The 23,300-nt window shown below is 58.2% G+C and carries 25 protein-coding genes; 7 read left to right on the forward strand and 18 right to left on the reverse strand.

Translation table 11 applies throughout. From position 1 onward, the window contains the following. Positions 1–99: 99 nt before the first annotated feature. Together JZI28_RS21935 and JZI28_RS21940 are read right to left on the reverse strand one after the other, a co-directional pair. Complete coding sequence (locus tag JZI28_RS21935) at positions 100–714, reverse strand: lytic transglycosylase domain-containing protein (RefSeq protein WP_375700299.1); 615 nt, start codon at positions 712–714, stop codon at positions 100–102. Positions 715–757: 43 nt separating this feature from the next. Further along, positions 758–1,111, reverse strand: a complete 354-nt coding sequence (locus JZI28_RS21940; RefSeq protein WP_375700300.1) for a hypothetical protein — start codon at positions 1,109–1,111, stop codon at positions 758–760. 183 nt (positions 1,112–1,294) lie between these two features. Between JZI28_RS21940 and JZI28_RS21945 the strand changes: the two genes are divergently transcribed. Then, entirely contained in the window at positions 1,295–1,591 is a 297-nt protein-coding gene (locus JZI28_RS21945; RefSeq protein WP_375700301.1) for a hypothetical protein, read from the forward strand. On the opposite strand, the gene JZI28_RS21950 is transcribed toward JZI28_RS21945, so the two are convergent. From JZI28_RS21950 to JZI28_RS21960, 3 genes are all read right to left on the reverse strand, one after another. After that, positions 1,588–1,896, reverse strand: a complete 309-nt coding sequence (locus JZI28_RS21950; RefSeq protein ID WP_375700302.1) for a hypothetical protein — start codon at positions 1,894–1,896, stop codon at positions 1,588–1,590. The two genes, JZI28_RS21945 and JZI28_RS21950, sit on opposite strands and share 4 nt — an antisense overlap. A gap of 121 nt (positions 1,897–2,017) precedes the next feature. Then, on the reverse strand, positions 2,018–2,713 hold the full coding sequence (locus JZI28_RS21955; RefSeq protein ID WP_375700303.1) for a hypothetical protein: 696 nt from the start codon (positions 2,711–2,713) through the stop codon (positions 2,018–2,020). Between the two features lie 121 nt (positions 2,714–2,834). After that, complete coding sequence (locus tag JZI28_RS21960; RefSeq protein WP_009807925.1) at positions 2,835–3,278, reverse strand: MarR family winged helix-turn-helix transcriptional regulator; 444 nt, start codon at positions 3,276–3,278, stop codon at positions 2,835–2,837. Positions 3,279–3,425: 147 nt separating this feature from the next. Between JZI28_RS21960 and JZI28_RS21965 the strand changes: the two genes are divergently transcribed. Together JZI28_RS21965 and JZI28_RS21970 are read left to right on the forward strand one after the other, a co-directional pair. After that, positions 3,426–5,357 (forward strand): FAD-binding monooxygenase, encoded by a 1,932-nt coding sequence (locus tag JZI28_RS21965; protein WP_009807792.1) that lies wholly within the window; start codon positions 3,426–3,428, stop codon positions 5,355–5,357. Between the two features lie 113 nt (positions 5,358–5,470). Next, entirely contained in the window at positions 5,471–6,394 is a 924-nt protein-coding gene (locus JZI28_RS21970) for an AEC family transporter (protein WP_009807793.1), read from the forward strand. A 20-nt stretch (positions 6,395–6,414) separates the two neighbouring features. On the opposite strand, the gene JZI28_RS21975 is transcribed toward JZI28_RS21970, so the two are convergent. From JZI28_RS21975 to pcaQ, 7 genes are all read right to left on the reverse strand, one after another. After that, complete coding sequence (locus JZI28_RS21975) at positions 6,415–6,603, reverse strand: hypothetical protein (RefSeq protein ID WP_009807794.1); 189 nt, start codon at positions 6,601–6,603, stop codon at positions 6,415–6,417. After that, positions 6,600–8,231 carry an FAD-dependent monooxygenase gene (locus JZI28_RS21980; RefSeq protein ID WP_039965689.1) on the reverse strand — a complete coding sequence of 544 codons (1,632 nt, stop codon included), beginning with the start codon at positions 8,229–8,231 and terminating at the stop codon, positions 6,600–6,602. The genes JZI28_RS21975 and JZI28_RS21980 overlap by 4 nt, the downstream gene beginning before the upstream one ends. A 119-nt stretch (positions 8,232–8,350) precedes the next feature. Continuing rightward, positions 8,351–9,850 carry a TRAP transporter large permease gene (locus JZI28_RS21985; RefSeq protein WP_375700304.1) on the reverse strand — a complete coding sequence of 500 codons (1,500 nt, stop codon included), beginning with the start codon at positions 9,848–9,850 and terminating at the stop codon, positions 8,351–8,353. Further along, a complete protein-coding gene (locus tag JZI28_RS21990) occupies positions 9,847–10,431 on the reverse strand; it encodes a TRAP transporter small permease (RefSeq protein WP_009807797.1) in 585 nt (194 codons plus the stop codon). Before JZI28_RS21990 ends, JZI28_RS21985 begins: the two co-directional genes overlap by 4 nt. 60 nt (positions 10,432–10,491) lie before the next feature. Next, positions 10,492–11,538, reverse strand: coding sequence for a TRAP transporter substrate-binding protein (locus JZI28_RS21995; protein ID WP_009807798.1), 1,047 nt, complete (start codon positions 11,536–11,538; stop codon positions 10,492–10,494). A 403-nt stretch (positions 11,539–11,941) separates the two neighbouring features. Beyond that, positions 11,942–12,205 (reverse strand): DUF6455 family protein, encoded by a 264-nt coding sequence (locus JZI28_RS22000; protein WP_368072265.1) that lies wholly within the window; start codon positions 12,203–12,205, stop codon positions 11,942–11,944. Between the two features lie 112 nt (positions 12,206–12,317). Further along, on the reverse strand, positions 12,318–13,247 hold the full coding sequence (gene pcaQ, locus JZI28_RS22005) for a pca operon transcription factor PcaQ (protein WP_009807800.1): 930 nt from the start codon (positions 13,245–13,247) through the stop codon (positions 12,318–12,320). A 93-nt stretch (positions 13,248–13,340) separates the two neighbouring features. Between pcaQ and pobA the strand changes: the two genes are divergently transcribed. Genes pobA through pcaG form a run of 4 tightly spaced genes read left to right on the forward strand, consistent with a single transcriptional unit; the run spans position 13,341 to position 16,264 of the window. Beyond that, positions 13,341–14,510 (forward strand): 4-hydroxybenzoate 3-monooxygenase, encoded by a 1,170-nt coding sequence (pobA, locus tag JZI28_RS22010; protein WP_009807801.1) that lies wholly within the window; start codon positions 13,341–13,343, stop codon positions 14,508–14,510. Between the two features lie 21 nt (positions 14,511–14,531). Beyond that, entirely contained in the window at positions 14,532–14,915 is a 384-nt protein-coding gene (pcaC, locus tag JZI28_RS22015; protein WP_009807802.1) for a 4-carboxymuconolactone decarboxylase, read from the forward strand. After that, entirely contained in the window at positions 14,912–15,640 is a 729-nt protein-coding gene (pcaH, locus tag JZI28_RS22020; protein ID WP_009807803.1) for a protocatechuate 3,4-dioxygenase subunit beta, read from the forward strand. Before pcaC ends, pcaH begins: the two co-directional genes overlap by 4 nt. 3 nt (positions 15,641–15,643) lie before the next feature. After that, the gene (gene pcaG / locus JZI28_RS22025) at positions 15,644–16,264 is read left to right on the forward strand and encodes a protocatechuate 3,4-dioxygenase subunit alpha (protein ID WP_009807804.1); all 621 of its coding nucleotides are present in this window, start codon (positions 15,644–15,646) and stop codon (positions 16,262–16,264) included. An 83-nt stretch (positions 16,265–16,347) separates the two neighbouring features. Here pcaG and JZI28_RS22030 read toward each other — a convergent pair whose 3' ends face one another. From JZI28_RS22030 to JZI28_RS22055, 6 genes are all read right to left on the reverse strand, one after another. After that, positions 16,348–17,409: a 3-carboxy-cis,cis-muconate cycloisomerase gene (locus JZI28_RS22030; RefSeq protein ID WP_009807805.1), complete on the reverse strand. Its 1,062-nt coding sequence runs from the start codon at positions 17,407–17,409 to the stop codon at positions 16,348–16,350. Between the two features lie 69 nt (positions 17,410–17,478). Next, the gene (locus JZI28_RS22035) at positions 17,479–19,746 is read right to left on the reverse strand and encodes an NADP-dependent malic enzyme (protein ID WP_009807806.1); all 2,268 of its coding nucleotides are present in this window, start codon (positions 19,744–19,746) and stop codon (positions 17,479–17,481) included. Between the two features lie 82 nt (positions 19,747–19,828). Beyond that, positions 19,829–21,037, reverse strand: coding sequence for a benzoate/H(+) symporter BenE family transporter (locus JZI28_RS22040; RefSeq protein ID WP_009807807.1), 1,209 nt, complete (start codon positions 21,035–21,037; stop codon positions 19,829–19,831). Beyond that, the gene (locus JZI28_RS22045) at positions 21,030–21,653 is read right to left on the reverse strand and encodes a 3-oxoacid CoA-transferase subunit B (RefSeq protein ID WP_009807808.1); all 624 of its coding nucleotides are present in this window, start codon (positions 21,651–21,653) and stop codon (positions 21,030–21,032) included. Before JZI28_RS22045 ends, JZI28_RS22040 begins: the two co-directional genes overlap by 8 nt. Next, positions 21,653–22,357, reverse strand: a complete 705-nt coding sequence (locus tag JZI28_RS22050; protein ID WP_009807809.1) for a CoA transferase subunit A — start codon at positions 22,355–22,357, stop codon at positions 21,653–21,655. Before JZI28_RS22050 ends, JZI28_RS22045 begins: the two co-directional genes overlap by 1 nt. Then, positions 22,354–23,214, reverse strand: a complete 861-nt coding sequence (locus JZI28_RS22055; RefSeq protein ID WP_009807810.1) for a 3-keto-5-aminohexanoate cleavage protein — start codon at positions 23,212–23,214, stop codon at positions 22,354–22,356. The genes JZI28_RS22050 and JZI28_RS22055 overlap by 4 nt, the downstream gene beginning before the upstream one ends. Positions 23,215–23,300: the final 86 nt, after the last annotated feature.

Consider the following 23,300-nt stretch of genomic DNA (forward strand, 5'->3'; position numbering starts at 1 on the left):
TTTGGAAAAAGCGGTATCGCCAATGCACTGCCGCGCTGCGCGCTCTCGTGACATTGCCGATAAGTGTTTTGAGGAATGATTTCCAAAAAGGTTGGGACATCATGAATTTGATCCTTCCAATCGGGCGGCCACCGCCATCACGCGGGCCACATGGTTCTGGGTTTCTCGGTAGGGGGGAATGCCGCCATATTGGCGCACGGCGTCGGGTCCGGCGTTGTAAGCGGCCAGCGCCAGGCGCGGATCGCCGAACGTCTCGAGCATCATCGCGAGGTAGCGGGCAGAGCCGTCGAGGTTCTGTTGCGGATCACGCGGGTCGACGCCGAGATCGCGTGCCGTCGCGGGCATCAATTGACCAAGGCCAATGGCACCTGCACTTGAAATCGCATCCTGCCGATAGGCGCTCTCAACCTCGATATTGGCCCGATAGAGAGCCAGCCAATCTGTTACGGAGAGCTCTGCGCGGCGCAAACCGGGATGGCTGGCATAGCGCAGAGCGGTGGTTTCGATGGCAGTGAGAACATCCGCGCGGGGCAGAGGAGCGGGCCGCGAGAGCGCTGCCAATTGAATGTCTTCTGGCTCTGCGTCCCGTTCGTCAAAGATTGCCAGATCATTGGACGCGGAACCCTGACCGATGCCGTCATTGTAGTTTTGGGCAAAGCTGTCCTGGGATTGGGACGGGGTCAGAGAGCCATCGCTCTCCATGACCAGCACCATTTGGGCAGAGGCCGGTCCGGCCAGAAACCAGAAAAGGACAAGGTTACTTGCTGCCGCTCTTGTCGGTAGGAGCCAACTTATGCGTCGTCCGCTGGCCCTCTTCGAGCGGGACATCGGCATGGGAGAAACCGATGCCGATGAGGAAGGAGACCACGCCCGTGATGGTTTTGAATTCGCGGATTTTGATGTCGTTATAGGCCGTCCGTGTGCGGGCAGTAACAAGGAGCTTTTCGACGCCTTCGTCAGAGACGGCACGCATGATCCAAACCCCATAGTAGCTGGGGCCTTTCTTATGCGCAGCTTCTTGACACAAGATCTCGGCGCGATAGCCGCTCTCCACGAGGTCGCGGAATCTGGCTTCAGTGACCACATTAGGTGCTTCGATTTCCCAGTTCATACCTGCGGTCACACTTCTCTTGATCCGAGCCGTATGCGCGCCTTGCCCACCATGGACGTGACGATCATACGAAAGTATACTTTTGTGCATCAAGCGATATTAATGGGTCTGCCGTTCAGTCGGCGGACCTTCGCCAAAACGAGCGAATTACCTTAATGCCCCGCAACAGTAGGAGATTTGTGCATGAAGATGAAGCGACTGAAGCTTATCCCACAGGCTATAGTATTGCTGCTCGTTTTCCCAGGGGCGGTTGATGCAGGGGCGTGCCTTCCTCCTCTCCGCCCATTTGTGCCCAACGACCCAGTTGCACTTGCCGAATTTGCCGACCTGATAGGCAAAGATTTTGAGACCTACATAGAAGATGTGCAGGCGTATTTCCGGTGTTTGGAACAAGAGCGTGCCCGAGCGTTTGATGAGGCGAGGCAGGTCAGTCAGGATTATGAGCGGTTTTTACTGGAACGTGATGCGGACAACCGCTAACGTTCCTGACCCTCTTCGCCATTGATCGGTCGTCGAACAAAATTTTCGATCGGGTCAACACGCCATAAAATACCAGCTTCGCCGTTGTTCCAATGGTACTCGATCCCGACCAGTTCATCGCTATTCGGGCATACCAGTCTGAATATAGGAACAGCTTCCAACAGGTCTGATGTTTGATCCGTCATGACGTACTCATTTATCAGCGTTGGGTTGAGCGTTTCCGACTGTACGGATGAAGACAACAGGGCTTGTGGTTGATCAGATTTTCGGGCGGAGGGTTGCTGCAAATCAAACTTGGTGCGCAAAACTCCGCACAATGCTCGGATTTTGGTGGGGAACTCCGTTCAGCCGACTGAATGAGCAAAATTAAGATTCTGCGTCAACGGTACGAATCGCAGGTCATGAACGCCGTATTTTCGATCACTGTTAGTAGTTCACCTGCTCGAACCCGTAGTTGCCTTCATAATCACGCCAATCCACGAAGACGGATCGGTGATAAATGTCGGGGCAATGCTCGCCCCATCGTTCAAGGCCTGTATGGGCCTCGGGCAGGGCAGTTATGGAAGATCGCTGCCAAGAAAAATCGCCTTGGGTTCCGTAGGTGCCGAGGACCACGGTCGCGCTTCGGTTGCAGTCACCATCGCGTCCGGACTCGTGCTGTCGTGCATACCGGACATCAAAAACACGGATGGATCGTATAAAATTGAACTCAGGTCCGCTGATATCGATGTCCGCGCGGTCCTCAATGAGCCGGAGGGCCCGGTCGGTGGGAACGAACTCGTCAACTGGCAGGGATTGAAGTGGTCTGCGGCTGTCGGGACGGTACAAGGCTTCGAAGATGCGGCCAGCGTTGTTTGATAGCCGATCGCTCCCATAGGAGGCGCCCATGGGACAGCGCCAGATTTGCAGCGGCGGTTCCACCGGCCAGGGCGTAATCCGCCGGATGAATTCGGCGCGAGCCCGAGCGCAAGGGACGGAAGCGGGCCAGCCTCCAGACAGGCACAAAAGGATCGCGCAATCGATCGGGTAGGTCTGCGCGCGGGCGGGCATCGGAAGCGACGTACTTGTCACAGTCAAAGCGACTGCGACCGAGGGGAGGAGCTTCTTGAGTAGATGACGCATGCTGAGGGTCCTCTGTAACGAGGTTCAGCATACATACGAGAATATACTATCGCAACGCTAAGTATAGAGTCGCATAATGAAGTTTATGTTATTTTACGAAGAAAGCAGCGCGTAGGGGGTTCTATGTTTTTGAATACGAATTTGACGCCGATCGGAGGGCCTTTTCCGCCAGACGCAGGAACTGCTTTTGTTCATCGTCAGTCAGGCCTTCCAGGATTTCTCCTTGCACCCTGACAATGGTCGGCAGCACGTCTTGATAGACTTTGTGGCCCATGTCGGAAAGCGCGACCTCACGGGCCCGCCGATCACGCTTGCTGATGGACCGTGTGACAAGGCCCTTCTGTTCTAGCCGGTCGATCACACCGCCAATCGTCGCGCGATCATAGGCGATCAGAGCGGCGATGCCGGCCTGGTCCAGTCCTGGATTCGCACGCACAGCGTCCATCGCCGCGAACTGGACCGGCGTCAGATCATATCCCGCCACTTGCACATGATGGGAGAAGACCTGGGTGGACATCTGGTTGAGGCGACGGATCAGATGCCCCGGCATGTAATAGACATTCATGTATGGAAACTCCTGAGTGAGTGGTCGTTGATGGCTGCCACATCTCTTTGGTGCAACCGAAAAGGTATTAACACATACCTATCTAGCTTTCATATAGTAAGTATAGATACTAATTAAAGCTGCGAGCTGCCAAAGTGGAGGAAACCGATGCAATACTATGTCGATGGCTTCAGGCCCGGCGATCCTGACGTCAAAGCCCCTGCCCCCGGTCGTGATCGGTCTCTAAACGGTGCAATTCCAGACAAAGTCGACGTCTTGATTGCGGGCTGCGGCCCGGCCGGCCTTTGCCTTGCGGCGCAATTGGCGGGATTTTCCGAGATTACCACGATGATCGTCGAGCCCAAGCATGGCCCGATGGAAAAGGGACAAGCTGACGGAGTGAATGTCCGCTCGATGGAGATGTTCCAGGCGTTTGGGTTCGCTGAGAAGGTCAAGCGTGAGGCCTACTGGGTCAACCAGACCACCTTCTGGAAGCCCGACCCGGGCAATTCCGACCACATCACGCGCGTCGGGATTGCTCAAGATGTCGCCGACGATCAGTCGGAAATGCCGCACACCATCGTGAACCAAGCACGCATTCACCAGCTCTTCCTCGATGTCATGAGAAAATCGCCGACACGGCTCGAACCGCATTACGGCCTCCGCGTTCTGGACATTGAGATCGACACGGGCGCGGAGGAGTACCCAGTGACCGTGACGCTTGAGCGGGTCAAAGAAGACGGCAGTGCAGGGGAAACGCTGACCTTGCGGGCGAATTACGTCGTCGGCTGTGATGGCGCGCGCAGCAATGTGCGCAAAGCCATCGGCGGCAAGTTGCATGGAGACGCCGCGCACCAGGCTTGGGGTGTGATGGACATTCTCGCCAATTCCGATTTTCCGGACCTGCGCCGCAAATGCCTGATCCAGTCGGCCAAAGAGGGCAATGTCCTGATCATCCCGCGTGAGGGCGGATACCTGTTCCGGATGTACGTAGAACTCGACAAGCTCAACCCGGATGAGCGGGTTTCGAACCGCAACCTGACGTCAGACCACATCATCGCCGCCGCGAACCGGATCATGCGGCCCTACACTATCGACGTGAAAGAAGTGGTCTGGTGGTCAGTTTACGAGATCGGTCACCGCTTGACGGACAAGTTCGACGATGTGCCCGAAGGCGAAACCGCCACACGCAATCCGCGCGTCTTCACGGCGGGTGATGCCTGTCACACCCACAGCCCCAAGGCCGGCCAGGGCATGAACGTGTCGATGGGCGATACCTTCAACCTTGGTTGGAAGCTGGCGCATGTGCTGACGGGCCGGGCCGACGCCAGCCTGTTGCACAGCTATTCCGCCGAGCGTCTGGAAGAGGCAAAGCGCCTCGTCGAGACCGATCACAAATGGGCGCGGGTGATGAGTGCGCCTCCGGGCGAATCCGAACTCGATGGCACCGACATGCCCCGCTTTCAGAAACAGTTCATCGAGAACCTCGAATTCACCGGCGGGCTTGCCGTGCACTACGATCCGTCGCGTATCATTGCTGAGACGGAGCATCAGCGGCTTGCGACAGGTCAGATCATCGGGAAACGGTTTCATTCGGCCCCTGTGCTTCGGCTTTCCGATGCAAAGCCCCTGCACCTGGGTCATGTGGCCCAGGCTGACGGGCGCTGGCGCCTATATGCCTTCGCGGGGAAGGACGATGTGGGAACCTCGGGTGGCGCCATTGATCGGCTCTGCGCGTGGCTGGAAAGCGATCCTGCCTCGCCGGTGCAGCGGTTCACGCGCAAGACCGAGGACATCGACGGTCTCATCGACCTGCGCGCTGTGTTTCAGCAGGACTTCAAGTCGCTGAATTACGAAGCGATGCCGTCCCTCCTGCGTCCTGCGAAGGGTCGTTACGGCCTGCGCGATTTCGAGAAGGTCTTTTGCGTCGATCACAAGCTTGGAGACGACATTTACGACATGCGCGGGATCGACCGGACGAAAGGCTGCACGATCGTCGTTCGCCCTGACCAATATGTCGCTCATATCCTGCCACTGGATGCCTTCGACGACCTGACGGCGTTCTTTGACGGAGTATTCAAACCACGAGACGAAGCGTAAACGGCCGAAGGATCCATCCGCGCTGCGCTTGGCTCAAGCGCGGCGCACTCCATTTTTCGAGTGTTTATGCAGCCCTGACCGATCCTGCTTTTCATCACTTAAGGCGAGAGACCATGACCGATGTAGTTCTGTTGATGCTTCCCATCTTCACCATGATTGCCATCGGCAGTTTGTTCGTGTGGCGCGGGTGGTTTCCGACAGAGGGACTGCCGGTCCTGAACAAGTTCGTCATGAATGCCTGCATTCCGGTTCTGCTGTTCTCCGCGATTACCAATGGCGAGTCGCTTTCGGATTTCTCCTGGCTCAATTCGGTAACTTACGCCGCCGGGTCGCTTGGGTCGGTCGTGTTTCTTTGGGTGCTATTGCGGTACGGCTTTCGGGAAGCGCAGCCTCAAAGCGTCATCCTTGCTTTGGGTGGTGCGACCGCGAACACCATATTTCTGGGTTTCCCGATCGCATCGGCTTTCATTCCGGGCCGCGCTGCGGAAGCCTTTGCCTGGGTCGTTTTTGCTGAGGTTGCAATCATTATGCCGTTGATCACAACGCTTGCGCTGCTGGCCGAGGAACGCCACGAAGGAAACGCGCTATCAACCGCACTCAAGGCGCTATTCCGGAGCCCTGTCGTGCTAGGTCTCCTTGGGGGTTTTGCCTTTCTCGCAACGGGGCTTTCGCTTCCGGGTTGGGGGGATCAGGTCGTAACCTCGATCGTCTCTGCCGCCCCTTTCGTCGCGCTCTTCGTGATAGGCGGCAGCATCCTGCAGTTTCGAATGTCGCGAAGCGGCCCGCGGGTCCTGGCTGTTACTTTGACGAAGCTTGTCGTACATCCGCTGGTCGTGGGGGTCGCGTTCTGGGCTGTCTTTGGGTGGGCGGACCCTGTAACCCGCGACGCAATTCTCTTCGCTTGCATGCCGCTTTTCCTATCGTTTGTTGCGTTCTGCGGGCGGCACTCCGTGGGAGACGTGGGTGCATCCGCGATCGTGATGTCCACCCTGCTTGGTGCTGTCACTGTCCCGGTCGTTTTGGGCTTTCTTTTCTGAAACAGCGATGCAGTAGCGCTTCAGATGTCCCTTAGCGACAGTGAAGCTGCTGCTGCGTCTATGCAATCCGCGACCTTTTCTGCATCGCCGTTTTCATAGGCCAAAAGCAGAGACAGTTTCGCCAAAAACAGCTGGCAGTTGTCGGGGCCAACCGCGTCAATCCTGTGCGCCAAAGCCGCGTAAACATCTTCAAGCTCTTGCTGTGTCATTGCCCGGTGCCCTTTGTGAAAGTGACGGACAGTAGCGCGTTGAAAATCGTTTCAGCGCCGGTCTCCTTCCAACGTGCAGCGATATGCATGTCGGGCCGAATGAGGTAGGCCGTCATTTTCCCTGCTCCCAATTTATCTGATATTGCGCAAGGGAACGGCAGGCACATGACGCACAAAGCGTCATAAGATGGCAACAGCTCAGCGAGCTGCTCTTTCAGTTCCTGCGAGAAGCAAATTACGTTGAACCCTGCTCCCAGGCGGTCTGATAAGAAGGCTCCCCCCAGCGGCATGTCCGGCATAAGTGCGCCGACGCTGGGGCCTTCGGTGAATGCTGGATCGTCGGGGAGTACGGCAGGGCTGTCTGCATAGGTGAACGCGGTCATCTGGCGCGGGTTGGCCAGCTCTCCGGCAAATGGCTTGGTCAACGCCAGGGAAAGTGCGGCATCCCGCATGATCCGCCAGCCTTGCGTGTTGGGCGTCATGAAACGCGCGCTTTTTGATGCATTCGCAAAAACATCCAATGTCGCGCCGCGCCGTTCAGGCGTGTAGCTGTCCAACAACGCCTCACTCGCTTTGCCGTTCAGTACCCAGCCAAGCTTCCAACCAATATTCGCTGCATCCGCGAGTCCGTTGTTCAACCCTCTGACACCGAAGATTGGCACGATATGGGCGCTGTCGCCCACAAAAAACACCCGACCGTCGCGGTAATCATCAAGCGCGAGGGTGTTGGCGGAATAGACGCTCCACCACTCTAGTTCCCACGGACCATCATGCCCGATATCGCGCAGGACGGAGGTGACACTATCGCGCACGGTCTGCTCTTTGATCGCGTCTTCGGTGTTTTCGTCGTCGCCCAACTGGTAGTCGATGCGCCAGATGTCATCGGGTTGTTTGTGGATCAGGACTGTCCCGCCTGGACGACATTCCGGATCGAACAGGGCACGACGGATCGTTGGATAATCGTGCGCCATTCGGATATCGGCGATGACATACCGGCCTTCGAAGTTTTCTCCCTTGAGACGCAGGCCGCGCATCTTGCGCATCGGGCTTCTTGCACCGTCACATGCAAGGATCCAGGTCGCCTCGAACGGATAATCCCCATGCGGGTCAGAGACGGTCAGGCGCGCGCCCGTCTCGGTATCCTCGACACCGATGACTTCGCTTTGCCAACGGACTTCAATCAGATCACTGCGTTCGACGGTCTGCCATAAGAATTGCTCGATATACTGCTGCTGCAGATTGTACATCGGGCGATATTTCTCATCTTTACTGTCCGGCATCTGGAATTCCAGAATCTGGTCGCCGCGAAAGAAAGACCGGCCGGTTGTCCAGCCTAGCGCTTTTTCCAAAAACGGTTCAACGGCACCGATCTGCTCCAGGATATAGAAACTGGGCCTCGCGATACAGATCGCCCGGCTGCCGTCGTTGAACGTGGACTTGTTGTCAAAAACGACGGAACGGATGCCTTCCCTGGCAAGCGCAAGCGCGGCTGTCATGCCGATTGGTCCTGCGCCGACAATTGCCACCGGCGCGCTGCGCTCGGCGTTCCTCCAAGAAACATCAGGTGCGTCGAATTCCGGATACGTGAAGTAAAGAGAATCTGTCTCGCTTCGGCCTGATGGTCTCAATTTCCGGTTCTCCCCAGGATTTGAAAAAGATACGAATTTTCTTCGGCGGCCAGACCAAAGGAGGCAGAGTTCTCGACCCCTCGGCGTGGCATACCAAGGGGTCAAGTGATTTTCGCTGATTAAAGAGGCAACAATGCCAGTGTGATGAAGGGAAATGCCACAAGGATCATCACCCGGATAAGATCCGATCCGACGAAATAGAGCACAGCCTTATAGGTATCGACCATCGGTGTCTTCTTGTCCATCGCGTTGATAACAAAGAGGTTCATGCCTACGGGAGGTGTGATGAGGCCGACTTCGACCACGATCAGAACAAGGATCCCGAACCAGATTGCCGTGTATTCGACATTGACACGGTTCAGTGCGCCCTGGTTCACACCGCGCAGACCAAGCTCACGCGTCATTTCACGCGAAAGCTCCTGCCCACTTGCCAGCAGCGCCTGAGCTTCCTGCAAGACAGATGCCGATATCTCTGCACCGCTCGCGACAAGATCATCCAGCTTGGCGGACTGCAACTCGACCATCGAGACCAAGCCAAAATCCAATTCCTGCATGATTGGCCAGAAGATCGGAATGGTCAGGAGGATCATCGACAGACTGTCCATGAGACACCCAAGCAGAAGGTAGAACACGAGGATGATCATCAAGATCAACCAGGGGCTCAGACCGCTCCCTCCAACCCATGAAGCGGTCTCTTGTGGTAGCTGGGTCAAGGCCAGAAAACCGTTGTAGAATGCTGCCCCAAGAACGATGAAGAAGATCATCGCGGAGGCACGAGCGGTCACGAAAAAGCTTTCGGAAAGGGTTGTTCGCGTCAGTCCGCCAGCAAGCCAGGCAATCAATCCGGTCCCGAAGGCTCCGACGGCCGCGCCTTCGGTCGGTGTAAACCAACCAAGATAAATGCCGCCGACAACAAGGAAGAACACCAGAAGCACAGGCCATACATCGAACAGAGCTCGAAAGCGATCAAGGTAAGGCATCCGCGCGCGCGTAGTGCCGCCTTTGGCCGGGTTGATACGGACGTAGATCGCAATTGTGATCATGTATCCGGCCGCAGCCAGAATGCCTGGAATGAAGGCCGCGAGAAACAGCTTGGCGATGTTTTGCTCGGTCAGAATGGCATAGATCACCAGCACAACGGATGGTGGAATCAAGATGCCCAAAGTGCCACCAGCGGCGAGTGTGGCGGTGGAAAAACCGCCAGCATAACCATAGGCTTTCAACTCGGGCAACGCGACGCGGCTCATGGTGGCCGCTGTTGCGAGGGATGATCCGCAGATTGCACCGAACCCGGCGCAGGCCCCCACAGACGCCATCGCAACACCGCCCTTTCGATGCCCAAGCCAACTTTCCGCGGCTTTGAACAGCGATTGGCTCATGCCGCCAAGGGTCGCGAAATAGCCCATCAGAAGGAACATCGGAACGATTGACAGTGAGTAATTGGAGAAGGTTCCGAAGGTCTCCGACTTGAGCCGCGCAAAGGGAATAGTGGTATCGCCCGTCACGGCGACGAGACCCACCAGACCCGCAAGAAACATCGCAAGGCCGATCGGAACGCGAAGGAAGATCAGAATAAGAAGGGCCGGGAAAGATAGCAGCCCGATCATGAGATCACTCAATGGTCCGCCTCCAGTTCGGGCGGCAGCACGCGGTTACCCGTCGCGCTTTCGACGACCCGCATTGTTGCCACGTAGATTGAAACAATGGCGGCCACGATCGCAGCCACGAGGCTGACGGCGTAGGCCCACCAGATGGGAAACTCGAGGTAGAATGTCGTCTCTCCCGAATTGCGCTTGCTTTGCATGCCCTCGAAGAGTTGCCACGCGATGAGAATGAGGACGGCAGCGAACACCACTTCGATGACTGCGCGAAGCAGCCGGTTCGCCCGCAAAGGCAATTTCGAAGAGAAGATATCGACGGATGCGTGCGCACCGTTCAGTTGGCACAGCGGCAAAAAGGCGAAAATCGCAAAAGCCATTCCGGCTTCGACAATTTCGAAATCGCCCTTGATCGGCCCGACCCCTGTATTCAACAAGGCAGCTGCAAGCCCGGGCATGACCGATTGGATAAACTCTCCATTGAGTATGGTGTTCAAGGATCGGCCCAGAATTGAAAGGCATGTCAGAACGATGAGAATCGTCAGGACATAACCACCCAGCCTGGCGAAAGTCCGCGCCAGACCGTCAAAGAACGTATGCATGGTGCTCCTCCCCAGGCAGGTGAGCACCGCCGGAAAACGCTCCGGCGGTGCGATTGGCAATCAGAACTTGGCGTTGGCGCCGGCGCATTCGCCGGACATCAGCGCGCGCGCCTGATCAATCAGTGCCTGACCATCGATGCCCTTGCTGTCCATGTCGGCTACCCATTCGGCATAAACTGGCTCGACCACATCGAGCCAGGGCTGAGTGTCGGTGACCGTGTAGATCTCGTTGCCGTTATCGACAGCGATCTGCCGCGCCGGGCCATCAGCGTCGGCTTGCGTTCCACCGCCGAAGACCGAGAATTCAAGACCCGCATTTGCATCGATGACGGCCTTGAGGTCATCTGGCAGCGAGTCGTATTTGGCCTGGTTCATGGCAACGACGAAAGTCAGCGTGTAGAGGCCTGCGCCTTCGAACTCGGTATGAAACTCGACGAGTTCCGGAACCTTAAGTGCGGTGGTAACTTCCCATGGAATGGTTGCTCCGTCGATGACGCCTTTCGACAGGCTTTCGGGGATCGAGGGCACCGGCAGACCGACAGGCGTCGCACCAACTTGTTCCAGCAATTTGTTCACAAGGCGAGAACCGCCACGGATCTTCATACCCTGCAGATCTTCCGGGCTTTCGACAGGATCAGACGTGTGGAAAGCGCCGGGGCCATGGACCCAGGTCGCCAGGATCTTGGTGTCCTTGAATTCACCGTCCCGCGTGTGCTCCTCGTGCATCTTCCAGAAAGCGCACGAAGCTGCGCGGGCATCTTGGACGAAGAAGGGCAGCTCAAAGACTTCGGTTGTGGGGAAGCGGCCAGGCGTGTAGCCCACCACGGTCCAGATGACGTCGGCAATTCCATCGACGGCCTGGCTGTACAGCTCCGGGGGCTTACCACCCAGCTGCATCGAGGGGAAACGATCGACCTTGATGCGGCCGTTCGAGTCGGCTTCGACCTTGTCGGCCCAGACGTCGAGAACGAGTTTCGGGACGTTGGCCTGAGCCGGTAGAAACTGGTGAAGTTTGAGCGTGACTTCCTGAGCCAGTGCACCTGTTGCCGCCATAGCCGCGACGGCAGAACCAAGCAATAGATTCCGGGTTTTTTTCAGCATGGTCATATGAGTTCCTCCCTTTGACCCCTATCGAGGCAGCATTCTTTGTCCGTCATTTCGACACGCGCCCGAAGACGCGTTCGCGAGTGCCTCCCAGATCGCGAAAACTGAAGGGAGATAAGCCATGACCAAGGGAACCTGTCACGGTCTCGGGTGATACCTTTTGAGTGGTGTGTGCGCCCGCAGGGTGTGAGTTTTCGCACAGAGCGGTTGAGGCTATTCGACGCAACTGAAGCGCCGCTACAGCTCAAGAAAGGGGTTTTAAAACAACTGTCACGGGTCGGGGCGCGTCACGCGGAGCACGCATGGCACAGGAATAGGTCTCAGGCCAGTCCACGATGTCTATTTGCAGCGGTGAGCCTTGGCACCAGCCCACCGTCTTGTCTGCATAGGTTCGTTCTTTAGGGTCTCAGTCCCAACTGTTGCGGCAGTAATCTGGAGCTATGTCCAACCTGTCGTTTGTGTTCTGCAGTTGCTGACAGTCGTCATGGTGTCGGCACGCATTGCAGCGCAGGACAGCGGAGCGATAGGCGGTTGCCTGACTCACGGGGTCGCTCGCGACCGCACCTGGAATATCACATCCGAGGCGGTCGGCCATTCCGTGAATCAGGGCGCAGCTTTGTTCGAGTTTCTCGAGCATCATGGCATTGCCTCCAAAAGATAGGAATATCATCAGACCTTAATGATGGCATTTGATACGCATACTTACTTTGATTCAGGTCAATTCGGTTTTGGTTCTCGAGCACGAGGATGCGCACTGTATCGGAAGAGACGATCTTTACCGGCTAGTCGGAGTTTGCATTCGCTTCTGCGCCCCGGTTTGCAGCTCGTATCAACGCGCTGGAGAACGCCCGGATTGCAGGTGTTGGAACATCGTCTGCAATGCTCATGATGCCGACCGCACCAACGGTTGGTCCCGTGTCGACCTCCAACCGAACCAGTCTCCCCTCTTCGATGTCGCCAAGAACAACGCCGCGGCTGATGATCCAAACAGTATTTGGATCCGCCAGAGTCAGGGCGCGCCCGAATGCGGCGGATGCGGTTTCGATGCGGTTGGGAAAGAGGGGAATGCCTCTTGAGATCAACATGCGTGCCACAAGCGGACGAATGGCCGAGTCTTGTGGAGGATATAGTACCCTGAACCGGTCGAGGTCTTCGAACCGATGGATCGACCTGGCGTTGCTCTGGGGAGCGGCGACCACAACAACCTCCTCGGAGCAGAGTTGTCGAAACACCAGCCCTTGCATGGACTGGGGTCGGCCAAGCCGCCCGACCACCAGATCAAGCTTGCCGCTTCTGAGTCGAGACGTCAGGTCGGTGTGGGGTCCTTCGTGGACCTCGAGGAGTGTATCGGGGTTCCCTTTCAGGAAGGCAGAAACGGCGGCCGGCAGAAGGCCAGAGGCCACACTTGGCAGAACCCCTATATTGAGGTGTTCCTTGGCATCGCCACTTGTTCGCACGCTGCGAAGTCCATGACGCAGGGCGGCCGTCGATTGCTCTGCGAATTGCAGGAATACCTCACCTTTTTGGGTCAATTTGATGCCGGACCTGTCTCGCTCCATGAGGTCGGTGCCCAAGATCCCCTCGAGTTCCTTGAGCGCCTTGGAGATGGCAGGTTGCGACAGGTTCAGCTCGGCAGCGGCCTTCTTGAAACTGCCGGCGCGGGCGATTGCGCTGAAGGTGTCGAGATGCCGGAATTTGATGCGTCGGTCCATTACTTTCCCATAAAAGAAACTCAAAACCACTTTTCTTCATTTTTCATGCCGTTTTCAACATGAGAATATGCTGGAGAACATGAGGAGAGTGTCATGAAAACCCAAGTCGCAATTATTGGCGGCGGCCCCTCGGGTCTTCTGCTGTCGCAACTGCTGCACACTCGCGGCATCGAGAGCATCGTTCTGGAACGCAAAACCAAGGATTACGTCCTGAGCCGGATCAGAGCGGGTGTGCTGGAACAAGGGCTGGTGCGGCTTTTGGAGGAAGCGGGGTGCGCGGAACGGCTCCATGCCGAGGGCTATGTGCACGATGGCACGCTGGTGTCTTACGGCGACGAGATGTTCCGCGTTGATTTTACCGAACACACGGGGACGCCGGTGATCGTCTACGGTCAGACCGAGGTCACCCGCGATCTCTATGCCGCCCGGGAAGCGGCTGGTGGTATCATCGAATACGAGGTCGAAGACGTCGTCATCAACAACGCCGACAGCGACGCGCCCTATATCACCTACACTGTCGGCGGCGAGCCGCGCCGCGTGGACTGTGATTTTGTGGCTGGTTGCGATGGGTTCCACGGGATCAGCCGTCAGACCATCCCGCTCGATGTGCGCCGGGAATACGAGAAAGTGTACCCGTTTGGGTGGCTCGGCATTCTCAGCGAAACGCCGCCTGTCAACCACGAGCTCATTTATGCGAACTCGACCCGTGGATTTGCGCTCTGCTCGATGCGCAACGAAAACCTCAGCCGCTACTACATCCAGTGTTCGCTAAGCGACAAACCGGAGGACTGGACTGACGAGGCTTTCTGGCAAGAACTGAAACGGCGCATTCCGGCAGACCAGGCCGCAAAACTTGTGACCGGTCCTTCAATCGAGAAATCCATCGCACCGCTGCGGTCCTTCGTCACCGAGCCGATGCGCTATGGCAATTTGTTCCTCTGTGGGGACGCCGCCCACATCGTACCGCCGACCGGGGCCAAGGGGCTGAACACGGCGGCCTCGGACGTGCATTATCTCTACAATGGTCTGCGCGCGTTCTACGAGACCGGGTCGCGCGAGGGCATCGACAGCTACTCCGAGAAAGCGCTCAAGCGCGTCTGGAAGGCGGAACGGTTCAGCTGGTGGTTCTCATCGCTGATGCACCGCTATCCGCACCAGTCCGAGTTCGATCTGAAGATGCAGATTGCCGATCTCGAATTTCTGCGCAGCAACAAGGCCGCGCAACAGGCGATGGCCGAAAACTACGTCGGCCTGCCCTACTGATCTGAACCGAAAGGCAGCTAGATGACTGATCGATATAACACAGGCATGGCGACCCGGCGGTCCGTTCTGGGCGATGCCCATGTGAACCGCGCAGAGGCGGCAAAGTCAGATTTCGACCTTCCGTTTCAAACGCTCATCACGGAAGGCGCCTGGGGCACGGTCTGGGCCGATGACAGCATCAGCCGCCGGGAGCGGTCGATGCTGACGCTCGCCCTGTTGGCGGCCACGGGCAATTTCGAGGAAATCCCGATGCACATTCGCGCCACGGCCAATACCGGCGCGTCAAAAGACGATGTGATGCAGGCACTGCTACACGTCGCAATCTACGCCGGCGTGCCAAAAGCCAATCATGCCATCAAGCTGGCCAAATCAACCTACGCGGAAATGGAGGAAATGACATCATGACGACACCGGGAGAGTTCTACCAACGGGACCGGTCTGTGCATCCGCCAGCCCTGACCCCGAACTACAAGACATCTGTCGCACGCAGCCCACGCTATTCGCTGATCAGTCTGCAAAATTCGGTCTCGGAGATCACCGGCCCGGTCTTCGGTCACAACGATATTGACGCGGGCGATAACGATCTGCTGACCAATTACGCCAAGGCGGGCGAAAGCCCGATCGGCGAACGCATCATCCTGCACGGACGGGTGCTGGATGAGAACGTGAAACCCGTGCCGAACACCCTTGTCGAGGTTTGGCAGGCCAATGCTGGCGGACGCTACCGGCACAAGAAGGACACCTACCTTGCCCCCATCGAGCCGAATTTCGGTGGCTGCGGCCGGACGCTCACGGACGAGAACGGCTATTACTATTTTCGCACCGTGAAGCCGGGTGCCTATCCCTGGCGCAACATGGTCAACAACTGGCGGCCCGCGCATGTGCATGTCTCGGTCTTTGGCTCGAGCTTCGTCCAGCGCCTGATCACGCAGTGCTATTTCGAGGGCGACCCGCTCATTCCGATCTGCCCGATTGTGCAAACAATTCCGGATCCCGATGCCATCGAACAACTCACAGCCAAGCTCGATCTCAAGGCAAGCATCCCGCTCGACACAATCGCCTACAGGTTTGACATCGTGCTGCGCGGGCGCCGGTCCACACTTTTCGAGAACCGTCTGGAAGGAAACTGAACCATGTCGGAGCAACTGAATTACCTGAAGGAGTCCGCATCGCAGACCGCTGGACCATATGTGCATATCGGCCTGGCACCCGGCGCGGCGGGTTTCGATATCTACAAGCAGGAGCTGGGCTGGGACATCGCGGGACCGAATGCCAAGGGCGAACGCATCCGCGTCGAGGGGCGGGTCATCGACGGCATGGGCGCGCCGATCAAGGATGTGCTGCTGGAGGTTTGGCAAGCCAATGCGGAGGGCCACCATGCCCATCCGGAGGGCGGCGGCCCGGTCGAAGACGGCTTCCGTGGCTGGGGGCGCGTCATCACCGATTTCGAGACCGGTGAATGGGGCTTCGACACGGTCAAGCCGGGCAAGACCCGGGGGCGCAACGTCGGAACGCAAGCGCCGCATCTGAACTTCTGGATCGTGGCGCGCGGCATCAATATCGGCCTGAACACCCGGATGTATTTCGACGACGAGGTCGAGGCCAACGCCAAGGATCCGGTGCTGAACCTGATCGAATGGGAACACCGGCGGGCCACCCTTGTTGCCAAGCGAAGCGAACGGGATGGTGTGCTGGTCTACCGCTTCGACATCACGTTGCAGGGCGAGGACGAAACGGTCTTCTTCGACGTTTGAAAAACCCGTTTGGCATCTTTCGCTCTTACGACGGATGCCAAACGCCGCTGTGGTCGCAAAACGGCCATGCCCATCGCGGTCATTTACGCTGTTTGCTGACTGCCGATCCGTTTGATTGACGCGATCAGGCCGTCTGTGTGACGCAAGGATGCTCCTGTTGCTTCTGCCATGGCGGGCAAGGTCATCCATTCCAGCGCCAAGGCCGACCCGGAGCGTTCCTGTTCGTGGATCATCGACTGAGCCAGCAGCCCCTGTTGATGCGCGACAAAGCGCGACAATGCGACAATGGCCTCGGCCAGAACGGGGTTCTGTTTGTGCGGCATCGCCGATGATCCACCACCGCCGTCCAAAACGATCTCATCGACCCCCTGCTGGGTCATCAGGGCAATGTCCTGACCGATCTTGCCAAGGCTGCCAGATACAAGAGTGAGCCAGTGACCAAAGCCAACCAAAGACGTCCGATCTGTGTGCCACACCGGTCCAAGAGACAGTCCAAGGGCGTGGGCGACGTGTTCGGCCACCAACTCTGCATGATCGGCTGGCGTGTCACGCTTCCCGACGGCTCCACCAACCTGCACTTTCGCAAGGTCCTGTCTCAGCGCCTGTATCCGGGACTGATGGTCCACTAATGGGCGCAGCCAGGATGACACGCGCAAGCCAACCGTTGCAGGGACGGCGGCTTGCATCCTCGTTCGTGCCATGAGCGGCAGGTCGCGCGACGCATCAAGCAGGGTTTCCAACCGATCGACCAGAGTTGCCAGTCGATCTTCCAACTCGTCCAGAACATTCAGGCAAGTGAGAACCATGGCTGTGTCGATGACATCCTGGCTTGTGGCGCCCGTGTGAATTGCACTCGCGACACGCGTCTCGCGGCCCTCCCGCAAGGACGCAACCAGGCCGGGGACAGGCAGTCCATCCTTGTCGCTCGCTGCTGAGTAGTCGCGCCAAGAGGACTGGGCAATCACCTCAACCGCAGCATCTGCTTCGAAGCGGGTGATTTGCCCGGCTGCCTCCAAAGCCCGCGTCCAAGCGACCTCGAAGCGGCACATCCTGGCCAGAAATGCATCGACGCCGAATTCAGCCGCGATGGTTTGATCACGGAACAAGGTGCCGAACAGGCCGGATTGAAGAAACGGGTTCGTCATGCTGTGATTGTTACCAAAAAAGACGCCATCGCCCAGAACCTTCTCCTCGCGGGTATTGCGATGCGGACCTCAGGCACTGTTTTTTGCAGCATCGACCGCCGCTAGGGCGGTCAAGTTCAACAGTCCCCTCACAGTCACTGACTGCGATGCGATGTGAACCGGCTTGGCGGCTCCAACAAGGATCGGCCCAACAGAAACACCCTCACCCATTTCACGCAGGAGGTTGAGCGCTATATGCGCGGCATCCGCGTTGGGCATGACCAAAAGGTTTGCCGGGCCCTTAAGCGTGGAATGTGCATAGGCACGTTCGCGCTGCGCGGGGTCGAGGGCCGCGTTGACGTGCATTTCTCCATCAACCTCGAAGTCGACAGATGTCCCGCGCAAGAGATCGAGCGCCTGACGCATCTTGACGGCAGACGGGCTGGGTCGATCTCCGAAATTGGCGTGGCTGATCAGCGCCGCGCGTGGGGTGACACCCATCCTTCGGACAGCACGTGCCGAAAGGATGGCGATTTCGGCGATGTCCTCTGCCGTCGGATCGAGATTTGCATAAGCATCGGCAATGAAGATCGTACCCTTGGCCATGACTAGGGCGTTCAGCGTCGACAGCGCACGCGCGCCGTCCCTTCGGCCAATGATCTTCTCGACCATGCCGAGCTGGTGTCCGAACCGTCCGCCGGTGCCGCAGATGACCGCGTCGACCTTGTCATGCGCGAGCAGAAGGTTCGCCAGCACGGTGCGGTCGTTTCTGACCCAGCGTTCGGCTTCGACCACGTTGATCCCGTCGCGGCCAATTCGCTTGTGCAGGTCCTCTGACAGCGCACTGCGATCCATCGTGTGCGGGTCGACGATTTCAATGTCCGTCCCGTTCGCCAGGCTCAATCCAAGGTCCTTGATCTTCGCCTCGATCCGCTCGACTGATCCGATCAGTACTGGCTTGGCGATGCCCTGACGGATGGCTTGATCTGCACAATGCAGAACACGCTCTTCGACACCTTCCGCGAATGCAATCCGAACGGGATTACGCATCGCGAGGTCAAAGACCGGTTTCATCAGAAGACCGGACCGGAACACATGCCGACGCAGCTCTTCCCGGTAGGCGTCGAGATCCTCGATCGGTCTTGCGGCCACACCGCTCTTCATCGCGGCTTCGGCGACAAGCGGTGCGATCTCAATGATGAGACGCGGATCGAACGGTTTGGGAATGATGTAATCACGCCCGAATTTCAGACTGTCGATGCCGTAAGCCGCCAGGACCGTGTGTGGCGCGGCCTTCCGCGTCATTTCGGAAATGCCGATGGCACAGGCGCGCTTCATCTCTTCGTTGATTTCAGTGGCACCGCAGTCAAGCGCCCCTCGGAATATGAAGGGGAAACAGAGAACGTTGTTCACCTGGTTGGGATAGTCACTGCGGCCTGTAGCGATGATCGCGTCGTCCCGCACCTCCCGCACAAGCTCGGGGCGTAGTTCCGGTTCGGGGTTGGCCATCGCAAAAATGATGGGTTGGTCAGCCATGCTGGCAACCATCTCCTTGGTCACCGCACCAGCAACGGAGAGCCCGAGGAAGATATCGCTATCAACCATGGCCTCGGCCAGATCGCGTGCGTTGGTCTTGGCCGCATACGCCCCTTTGTATTGATCGAGATTGTCCCGTTCCGTGTGGATTGGCCCCTTGCTGTCACAAACGATGATGTTGTCCTTGGAAGCGCCAAAACTCACCAAAAGGTCAAGACAAGCCAGAGACGCCGCCCCTGCACCGTTGGCAACGATCCGGACGTCCTCGATACGCTTTTCGACAAGCCGAAGCGCGTTCAGAATGCCTGCGGCGGTGACGATGGCCGTGCCATGCTGATCGTCATGGAACACCGGGATGCCCATGCGTTGTTTCAAAGCCTTTTCGATGACAAAGCATTCGGGGGCCTTGATGTCCTCAAGGTTGATGCCGCCGAAGCTGGGCTCCAGTCGTGCGACCGCTTCGATGAACTGGGTCGGGTCGGTTTCATCGACCTCCAGGTCGACGCAGTCGAGGCCTGAGAATTTCTTGAAGAGCGCGGCCTTGCCTTCCATCACAGGCTTGGAGGCCAGAGCGCCGATGTTGCCGAGGCCCAGAACCGCCGTCCCGTTTGTGATCACCGCGACCGTGTGCGCGCGGGCGGTATACAGAGCCGCCGTCGCCGGATCGGCCGCGATCTCCTCGCAAGGGTAGGCGACGCCCGGGCTGTAGGCCAGTGCGAGATCATGCTGGGTCGTCATCGGCTTCGTGGGCAGTGTCTGCATCTTCCCCGCCGGTCCACGCGCGTGATAATCCAGAGCTTCGGTTTTTAGATCGGTGGTCATGGTATTCCCTCGTCGAGCCAAATGGTCAGGACGATCATTTGTCGTTCCTAAACTGGCTATCTCTTGATGAATGTTCTTTCGTTCAGGTCTTTGTGCCGTTCTTCAAAGCCGTCACTGCTTTTGTCAGGAAGTGGACGGCGATCCCCACAACGACACCCCAGAACGCAGCGCCGATCCCGAACAGGGACACGCCTGATGCGGTGAATATGAAGGTCAGCAAACCCGCCTGCACATCATCCGAAGCCAGCATCGCGCTCGTGAACTTCAGGATTGGCTGTAGCAGGGCCAGACCCGCCAGAAGGGCGATGAGGGCCGAAGGCAACAGGATCAGGATCTCGACGATGCTTCCGGCAAAAAGTCCGCCGAGACAGAAGAAGACGCCACACGCCACGCCCGCGACATAGCGGCGGTCGGGGTCTTCATGGCTGTCTGGCCCTGCGCAGAAGGCCGCGGTGATTGACGCCAAGGCGGTTGTGATCCCGCCCAGGAACGCGCCTGCAACAGACACGAGGCCCCCGACGATAAGGATCGGGTTGGCAGAGACTGAGAAACCGCTGGCACGCAGGATTGCCATACCGGGAAGGTACTGACCACTCAAAGTTGTGATCAGCAAAGGGAGCGCGAGGCTGAGCATGGCGCCTGTAGAGAAGGTGGCACCGGTCACCTCTGGGCTTGCAAAGGCGAGGCTCACCGTGCCTACCGAGGCGTCGTAGAAGACTGCGCTGATGAGCAGAGCCGAGGCGAGCAGGACAAGCATGGCGTAGCGGGGAAAGATGACGGCACTCATGGCGAAGACCGCAATGAGAAGCCCGATTGCTGCTGGGTCACTGGCCAAGCCACCCGCGGCTTTAAGGCCGAAGCCAAAAAGGATGCCGGCCATCATCCCATTGGTCACGGACGGTGGCAGGAATTGCACGAGCCGTTCGAACACCCCCGACACACCGATCAGCACGAGAACCGCTGCCACAGCAATGTAGGCACCAACCATCTCTGCGGGCGACAGCGACGTTCCCAGAGCAATCAACAGGACTGTGCCCGGGGCAGACCACGCCATCGCGATGGGCACGCGAAACCACAGGCTGAGACCTATGCTCGAGAGGCCCGCTGCCACTGAGATCGCAAAGACCCAGGACGAGAAGGCTTCCTTCCCGATGCCCATGGCCTCGGCAGCGCTTAGATAGATGAGAAGCGGCCCTGCATAGGACACGAGGACGGCCAGAAATCCGGCTCCGATTGCGGAACCGGAGATGTCACTCAGGCGCGGTCGCCGATATCCGATCGCATCAGACAATCGTGGCCTCGGTTGCCTTGACGATGTCTTCGCGGCTGACACCATCCGCACATTCCACGATGTGCAGACCCTTGTTGGTGACATCGAGCACACCGAGATTGGTGATGATGCGGTCGACCACACCCTTGCCGGTTAGCGGCAAGGTGCATTCCTTGAGCACCTTGCTATCACCGTGTTTGTTGGTGTGATCCATCACCACGATGACCCGGCCCACGCCGGCAACGAGGTCCATCGCGCCGCCCATGCCCTTCACGAGCTTGCCGGGGATCATCCAGTTCGCCAGATCGCCTTTCTCCGACACTTCCATCGCGCCCAGCACGGCCGCTGCGATCTTGCCACCGCGGATCATTCCGAAACTGGTGGCGCTGTCGAAATAGGACGTACGCGCAAGTTCGGTGATTGTCTGCTTGCCAGCATTGATCAGGTCTGGATCCTCTTCACCCTCGAAGGGGAACGGACCCATTCCGAGCATGCCGTTTTCCGACTGTAGCGTGATGTCCTTGTCGCCCACATAGTTGGCGACAAGCGTCGGGATGCCGATCCCGAGGTTCACATACATGCCGTCTTCGAGTTCCTGCGCGGCGCGCGCCGCCATTTGATTGCGATCCCAGGGCATTATGCGTCCTCCCGCTTGCGAACGGTGCGTTGTTCAATCCGTTTCTCATGCGCGCCCTGAATCAAGCGGTGCACATAGATACCCGGAAGATGGATGTGGTCCGGGTCGATGGACCCGCGCGGAACGATCTCCTCAACCTCGGCCACACAGAACCTGCCGCACATGGCGGCGGGCGGGTTGAAGTTGCGGGCGGTCTTGCGGAAGATCAGATTGCCCGTGTCGTCGGCCTTCCACGCCTTGACGATGGAGAGATCGGCAAAGATTCCCTCCTCAAGGATATATTCCTTCTCACCCCACACCTTCACTTCCTTGCCCTCGGCGATCTGGGTGCCAACCCCGGTCTGGGTGTAAAAGCCCGGGATCCCCGCACCGCCAGCGCGCATGCGCTCGGCAAGAGTCCCTTGCGGGTTGAACTCCAGCTCCAGTTCGCCTGCCAGGTACTGGCGCATGAACTCGGCATTCTCGCCGACATAGGACGACATCATCTTCTTGATCTGGCGGGTTGCGAGAAGCTTTCCGAGACCGAAGTCATCAACTCCGGCATTGTTCGACGCCACGGTCAGATTCTTGACGCCACTGTCGACCAGCGCGTCGATCAGCAATTCTGGAATGCCACAGAGCCCAAAGCCCCCGGCGGCAATCAACATGCCGTCATGCAAAAGGCCATCCAGCGCCTCTGCCGCCGTGCCATAGACTTTCTTCATGCTGCGTGTCCTTTCTCTGCACTCTCGGACAGGCGCAGTCCGAGAATGCGGCGCGCCTCTTGCCAGCTTGCCACCGGGCGATTGTTTCTGTTGCAAATCTCCACGGCCCGGCGCACGAGGGCGGCATTCGAAGGTGCCAGCGTATCGCGGTCGAGGCGGACATTATCCTCAAGCCCCGTTCGGGCATGACCACCCGCAGCGATGGCCCATTCGTTCAGTTTGAGCTGATTGGCTCCGATGCCGGCCGCGCACCACGGCGCGTCGTCACCAAACAGGCGGTGCACCGTGTGGATGTAATAGTCGAACACGTCGCGATCGACCGGCATCGCGTTCTTCACACCCATGACGAACTGCACGTAGGGGGTTCCGGCGAGCTGGCCCTTGTCGGCCATGTCTTTGGCCTTGAGAATATGGCTGAGGTCGAAGGCCTCGATCTCGGGCTTGACGTCGTATTTCAGCATTTCGCTGGCCAGCCAGTCGACAAGATCCGGTGGGTTCTCATAGACGCGTGTCGGGAAATTGTTCGATCCAACCGACAAGGAGGCCATGTCAGGTTTCAGCGACAACATCCCGCCACGGGTTTGACCCGCGCCCGACCGTCCACCGGTGGAAAACTGGATGATCATGCCGGGGCAATGCTTTTCGATCCCCTCCTTCAGAGCGGCAAACTTGTCCGGGTCCGACGACGGGGTTTCATCGTCATTGCGCACATGCGCGTGAACAATGGTCGCTCCGGCCTCGAAGGCTTCTTGGGTCGATTCCACCTGTTCCGATACACTGATCGGAACAGCCGGATTGTTGGCTTTCGTGGGCAGGCTGCCCGTGATCGCCACACAGATAATGCAGGGATTGGTCATGATCGTCGTCCGTGTTGGACACTCCAGGCAGGAGTCCGGAGTGTCTGGGTCTATCAGGGCTCAGGAGTGTTCATCCACAAGGCTCG

Source organism: Pseudophaeobacter sp. TrK17 (assembly GCF_042192375.1).
GTDB lineage: Bacteria > Pseudomonadota > Alphaproteobacteria > Rhodobacterales > Rhodobacteraceae > Pseudophaeobacter.

Excerpts from the sequence above, each read along its gene's own strand:
- JZI28_RS21940 (WP_375700300.1), bottom strand. The coding sequence starts at position 1,111 with ATGAACTGGGAAATCGAAGCACCTAATGTGGTCACTGAAGCCAGATTC.
- JZI28_RS22045 (WP_009807808.1), bottom strand. The coding sequence starts at position 21,653 with ATGCCCTGGGATCGCAATCAAATGGCGGCGCGCGCCGCGCAGGAACTC.
- JZI28_RS21965 (WP_009807792.1), top strand. The coding sequence starts at position 3,426 with ATGCAATACTATGTCGATGGCTTCAGGCCCGGCGATCCTGACGTCAAA.
- JZI28_RS22050 (WP_009807809.1), bottom strand. The coding sequence starts at position 22,357 with ATGAAGAAAGTCTATGGCACGGCGGCAGAGGCGCTGGATGGCCTTTTG.
- JZI28_RS21955 (WP_375700303.1), bottom strand. The coding sequence starts at position 2,713 with ATGCGTCATCTACTCAAGAAGCTCCTCCCCTCGGTCGCAGTCGCTTTG.
- JZI28_RS21960 (WP_009807925.1), bottom strand. The coding sequence starts at position 3,278 with ATGAATGTCTATTACATGCCGGGGCATCTGATCCGTCGCCTCAACCAG.
- JZI28_RS22035 (WP_009807806.1), bottom strand. The coding sequence starts at position 19,746 with ATGACCACCGATCTAAAAACCGAAGCTCTGGATTATCACGCGCGTGGA.
- JZI28_RS21970 (WP_009807793.1), top strand. The coding sequence starts at position 5,471 with ATGACCGATGTAGTTCTGTTGATGCTTCCCATCTTCACCATGATTGCC.
- JZI28_RS22000 (WP_368072265.1), bottom strand. The coding sequence starts at position 12,205 with ATGATATTCCTATCTTTTGGAGGCAATGCCATGATGCTCGAGAAACTC.
- pcaH (WP_009807803.1), top strand. The coding sequence starts at position 14,912 with ATGACGACACCGGGAGAGTTCTACCAACGGGACCGGTCTGTGCATCCG.
- JZI28_RS21975 (WP_009807794.1), bottom strand. The coding sequence starts at position 6,603 with ATGACACAGCAAGAGCTTGAAGATGTTTACGCGGCTTTGGCGCACAGG.
- JZI28_RS21995 (WP_009807798.1), bottom strand. The coding sequence starts at position 11,538 with ATGACCATGCTGAAAAAAACCCGGAATCTATTGCTTGGTTCTGCCGTC.
- pobA (WP_009807801.1), top strand. The coding sequence starts at position 13,341 with ATGAAAACCCAAGTCGCAATTATTGGCGGCGGCCCCTCGGGTCTTCTG.
- JZI28_RS21945 (WP_375700301.1), top strand. The coding sequence starts at position 1,295 with ATGAAGATGAAGCGACTGAAGCTTATCCCACAGGCTATAGTATTGCTG.
- JZI28_RS22055 (WP_009807810.1), bottom strand. The coding sequence starts at position 23,214 with ATGACCAATCCCTGCATTATCTGTGTGGCGATCACGGGCAGCCTGCCC.
- pcaQ (WP_009807800.1), bottom strand. The coding sequence starts at position 13,247 with ATGGACCGACGCATCAAATTCCGGCATCTCGACACCTTCAGCGCAATC.
- pcaC (WP_009807802.1), top strand. The coding sequence starts at position 14,532 with ATGACTGATCGATATAACACAGGCATGGCGACCCGGCGGTCCGTTCTG.
- JZI28_RS21990 (WP_009807797.1), bottom strand. The coding sequence starts at position 10,431 with ATGCATACGTTCTTTGACGGTCTGGCGCGGACTTTCGCCAGGCTGGGT.
- JZI28_RS22030 (WP_009807805.1), bottom strand. The coding sequence starts at position 17,409 with ATGACGAACCCGTTTCTTCAATCCGGCCTGTTCGGCACCTTGTTCCGT.
- pcaG (WP_009807804.1), top strand. The coding sequence starts at position 15,644 with ATGTCGGAGCAACTGAATTACCTGAAGGAGTCCGCATCGCAGACCGCT.
- JZI28_RS21935 (WP_375700299.1), bottom strand. The coding sequence starts at position 714 with ATGGTGCTGGTCATGGAGAGCGATGGCTCTCTGACCCCGTCCCAATCC.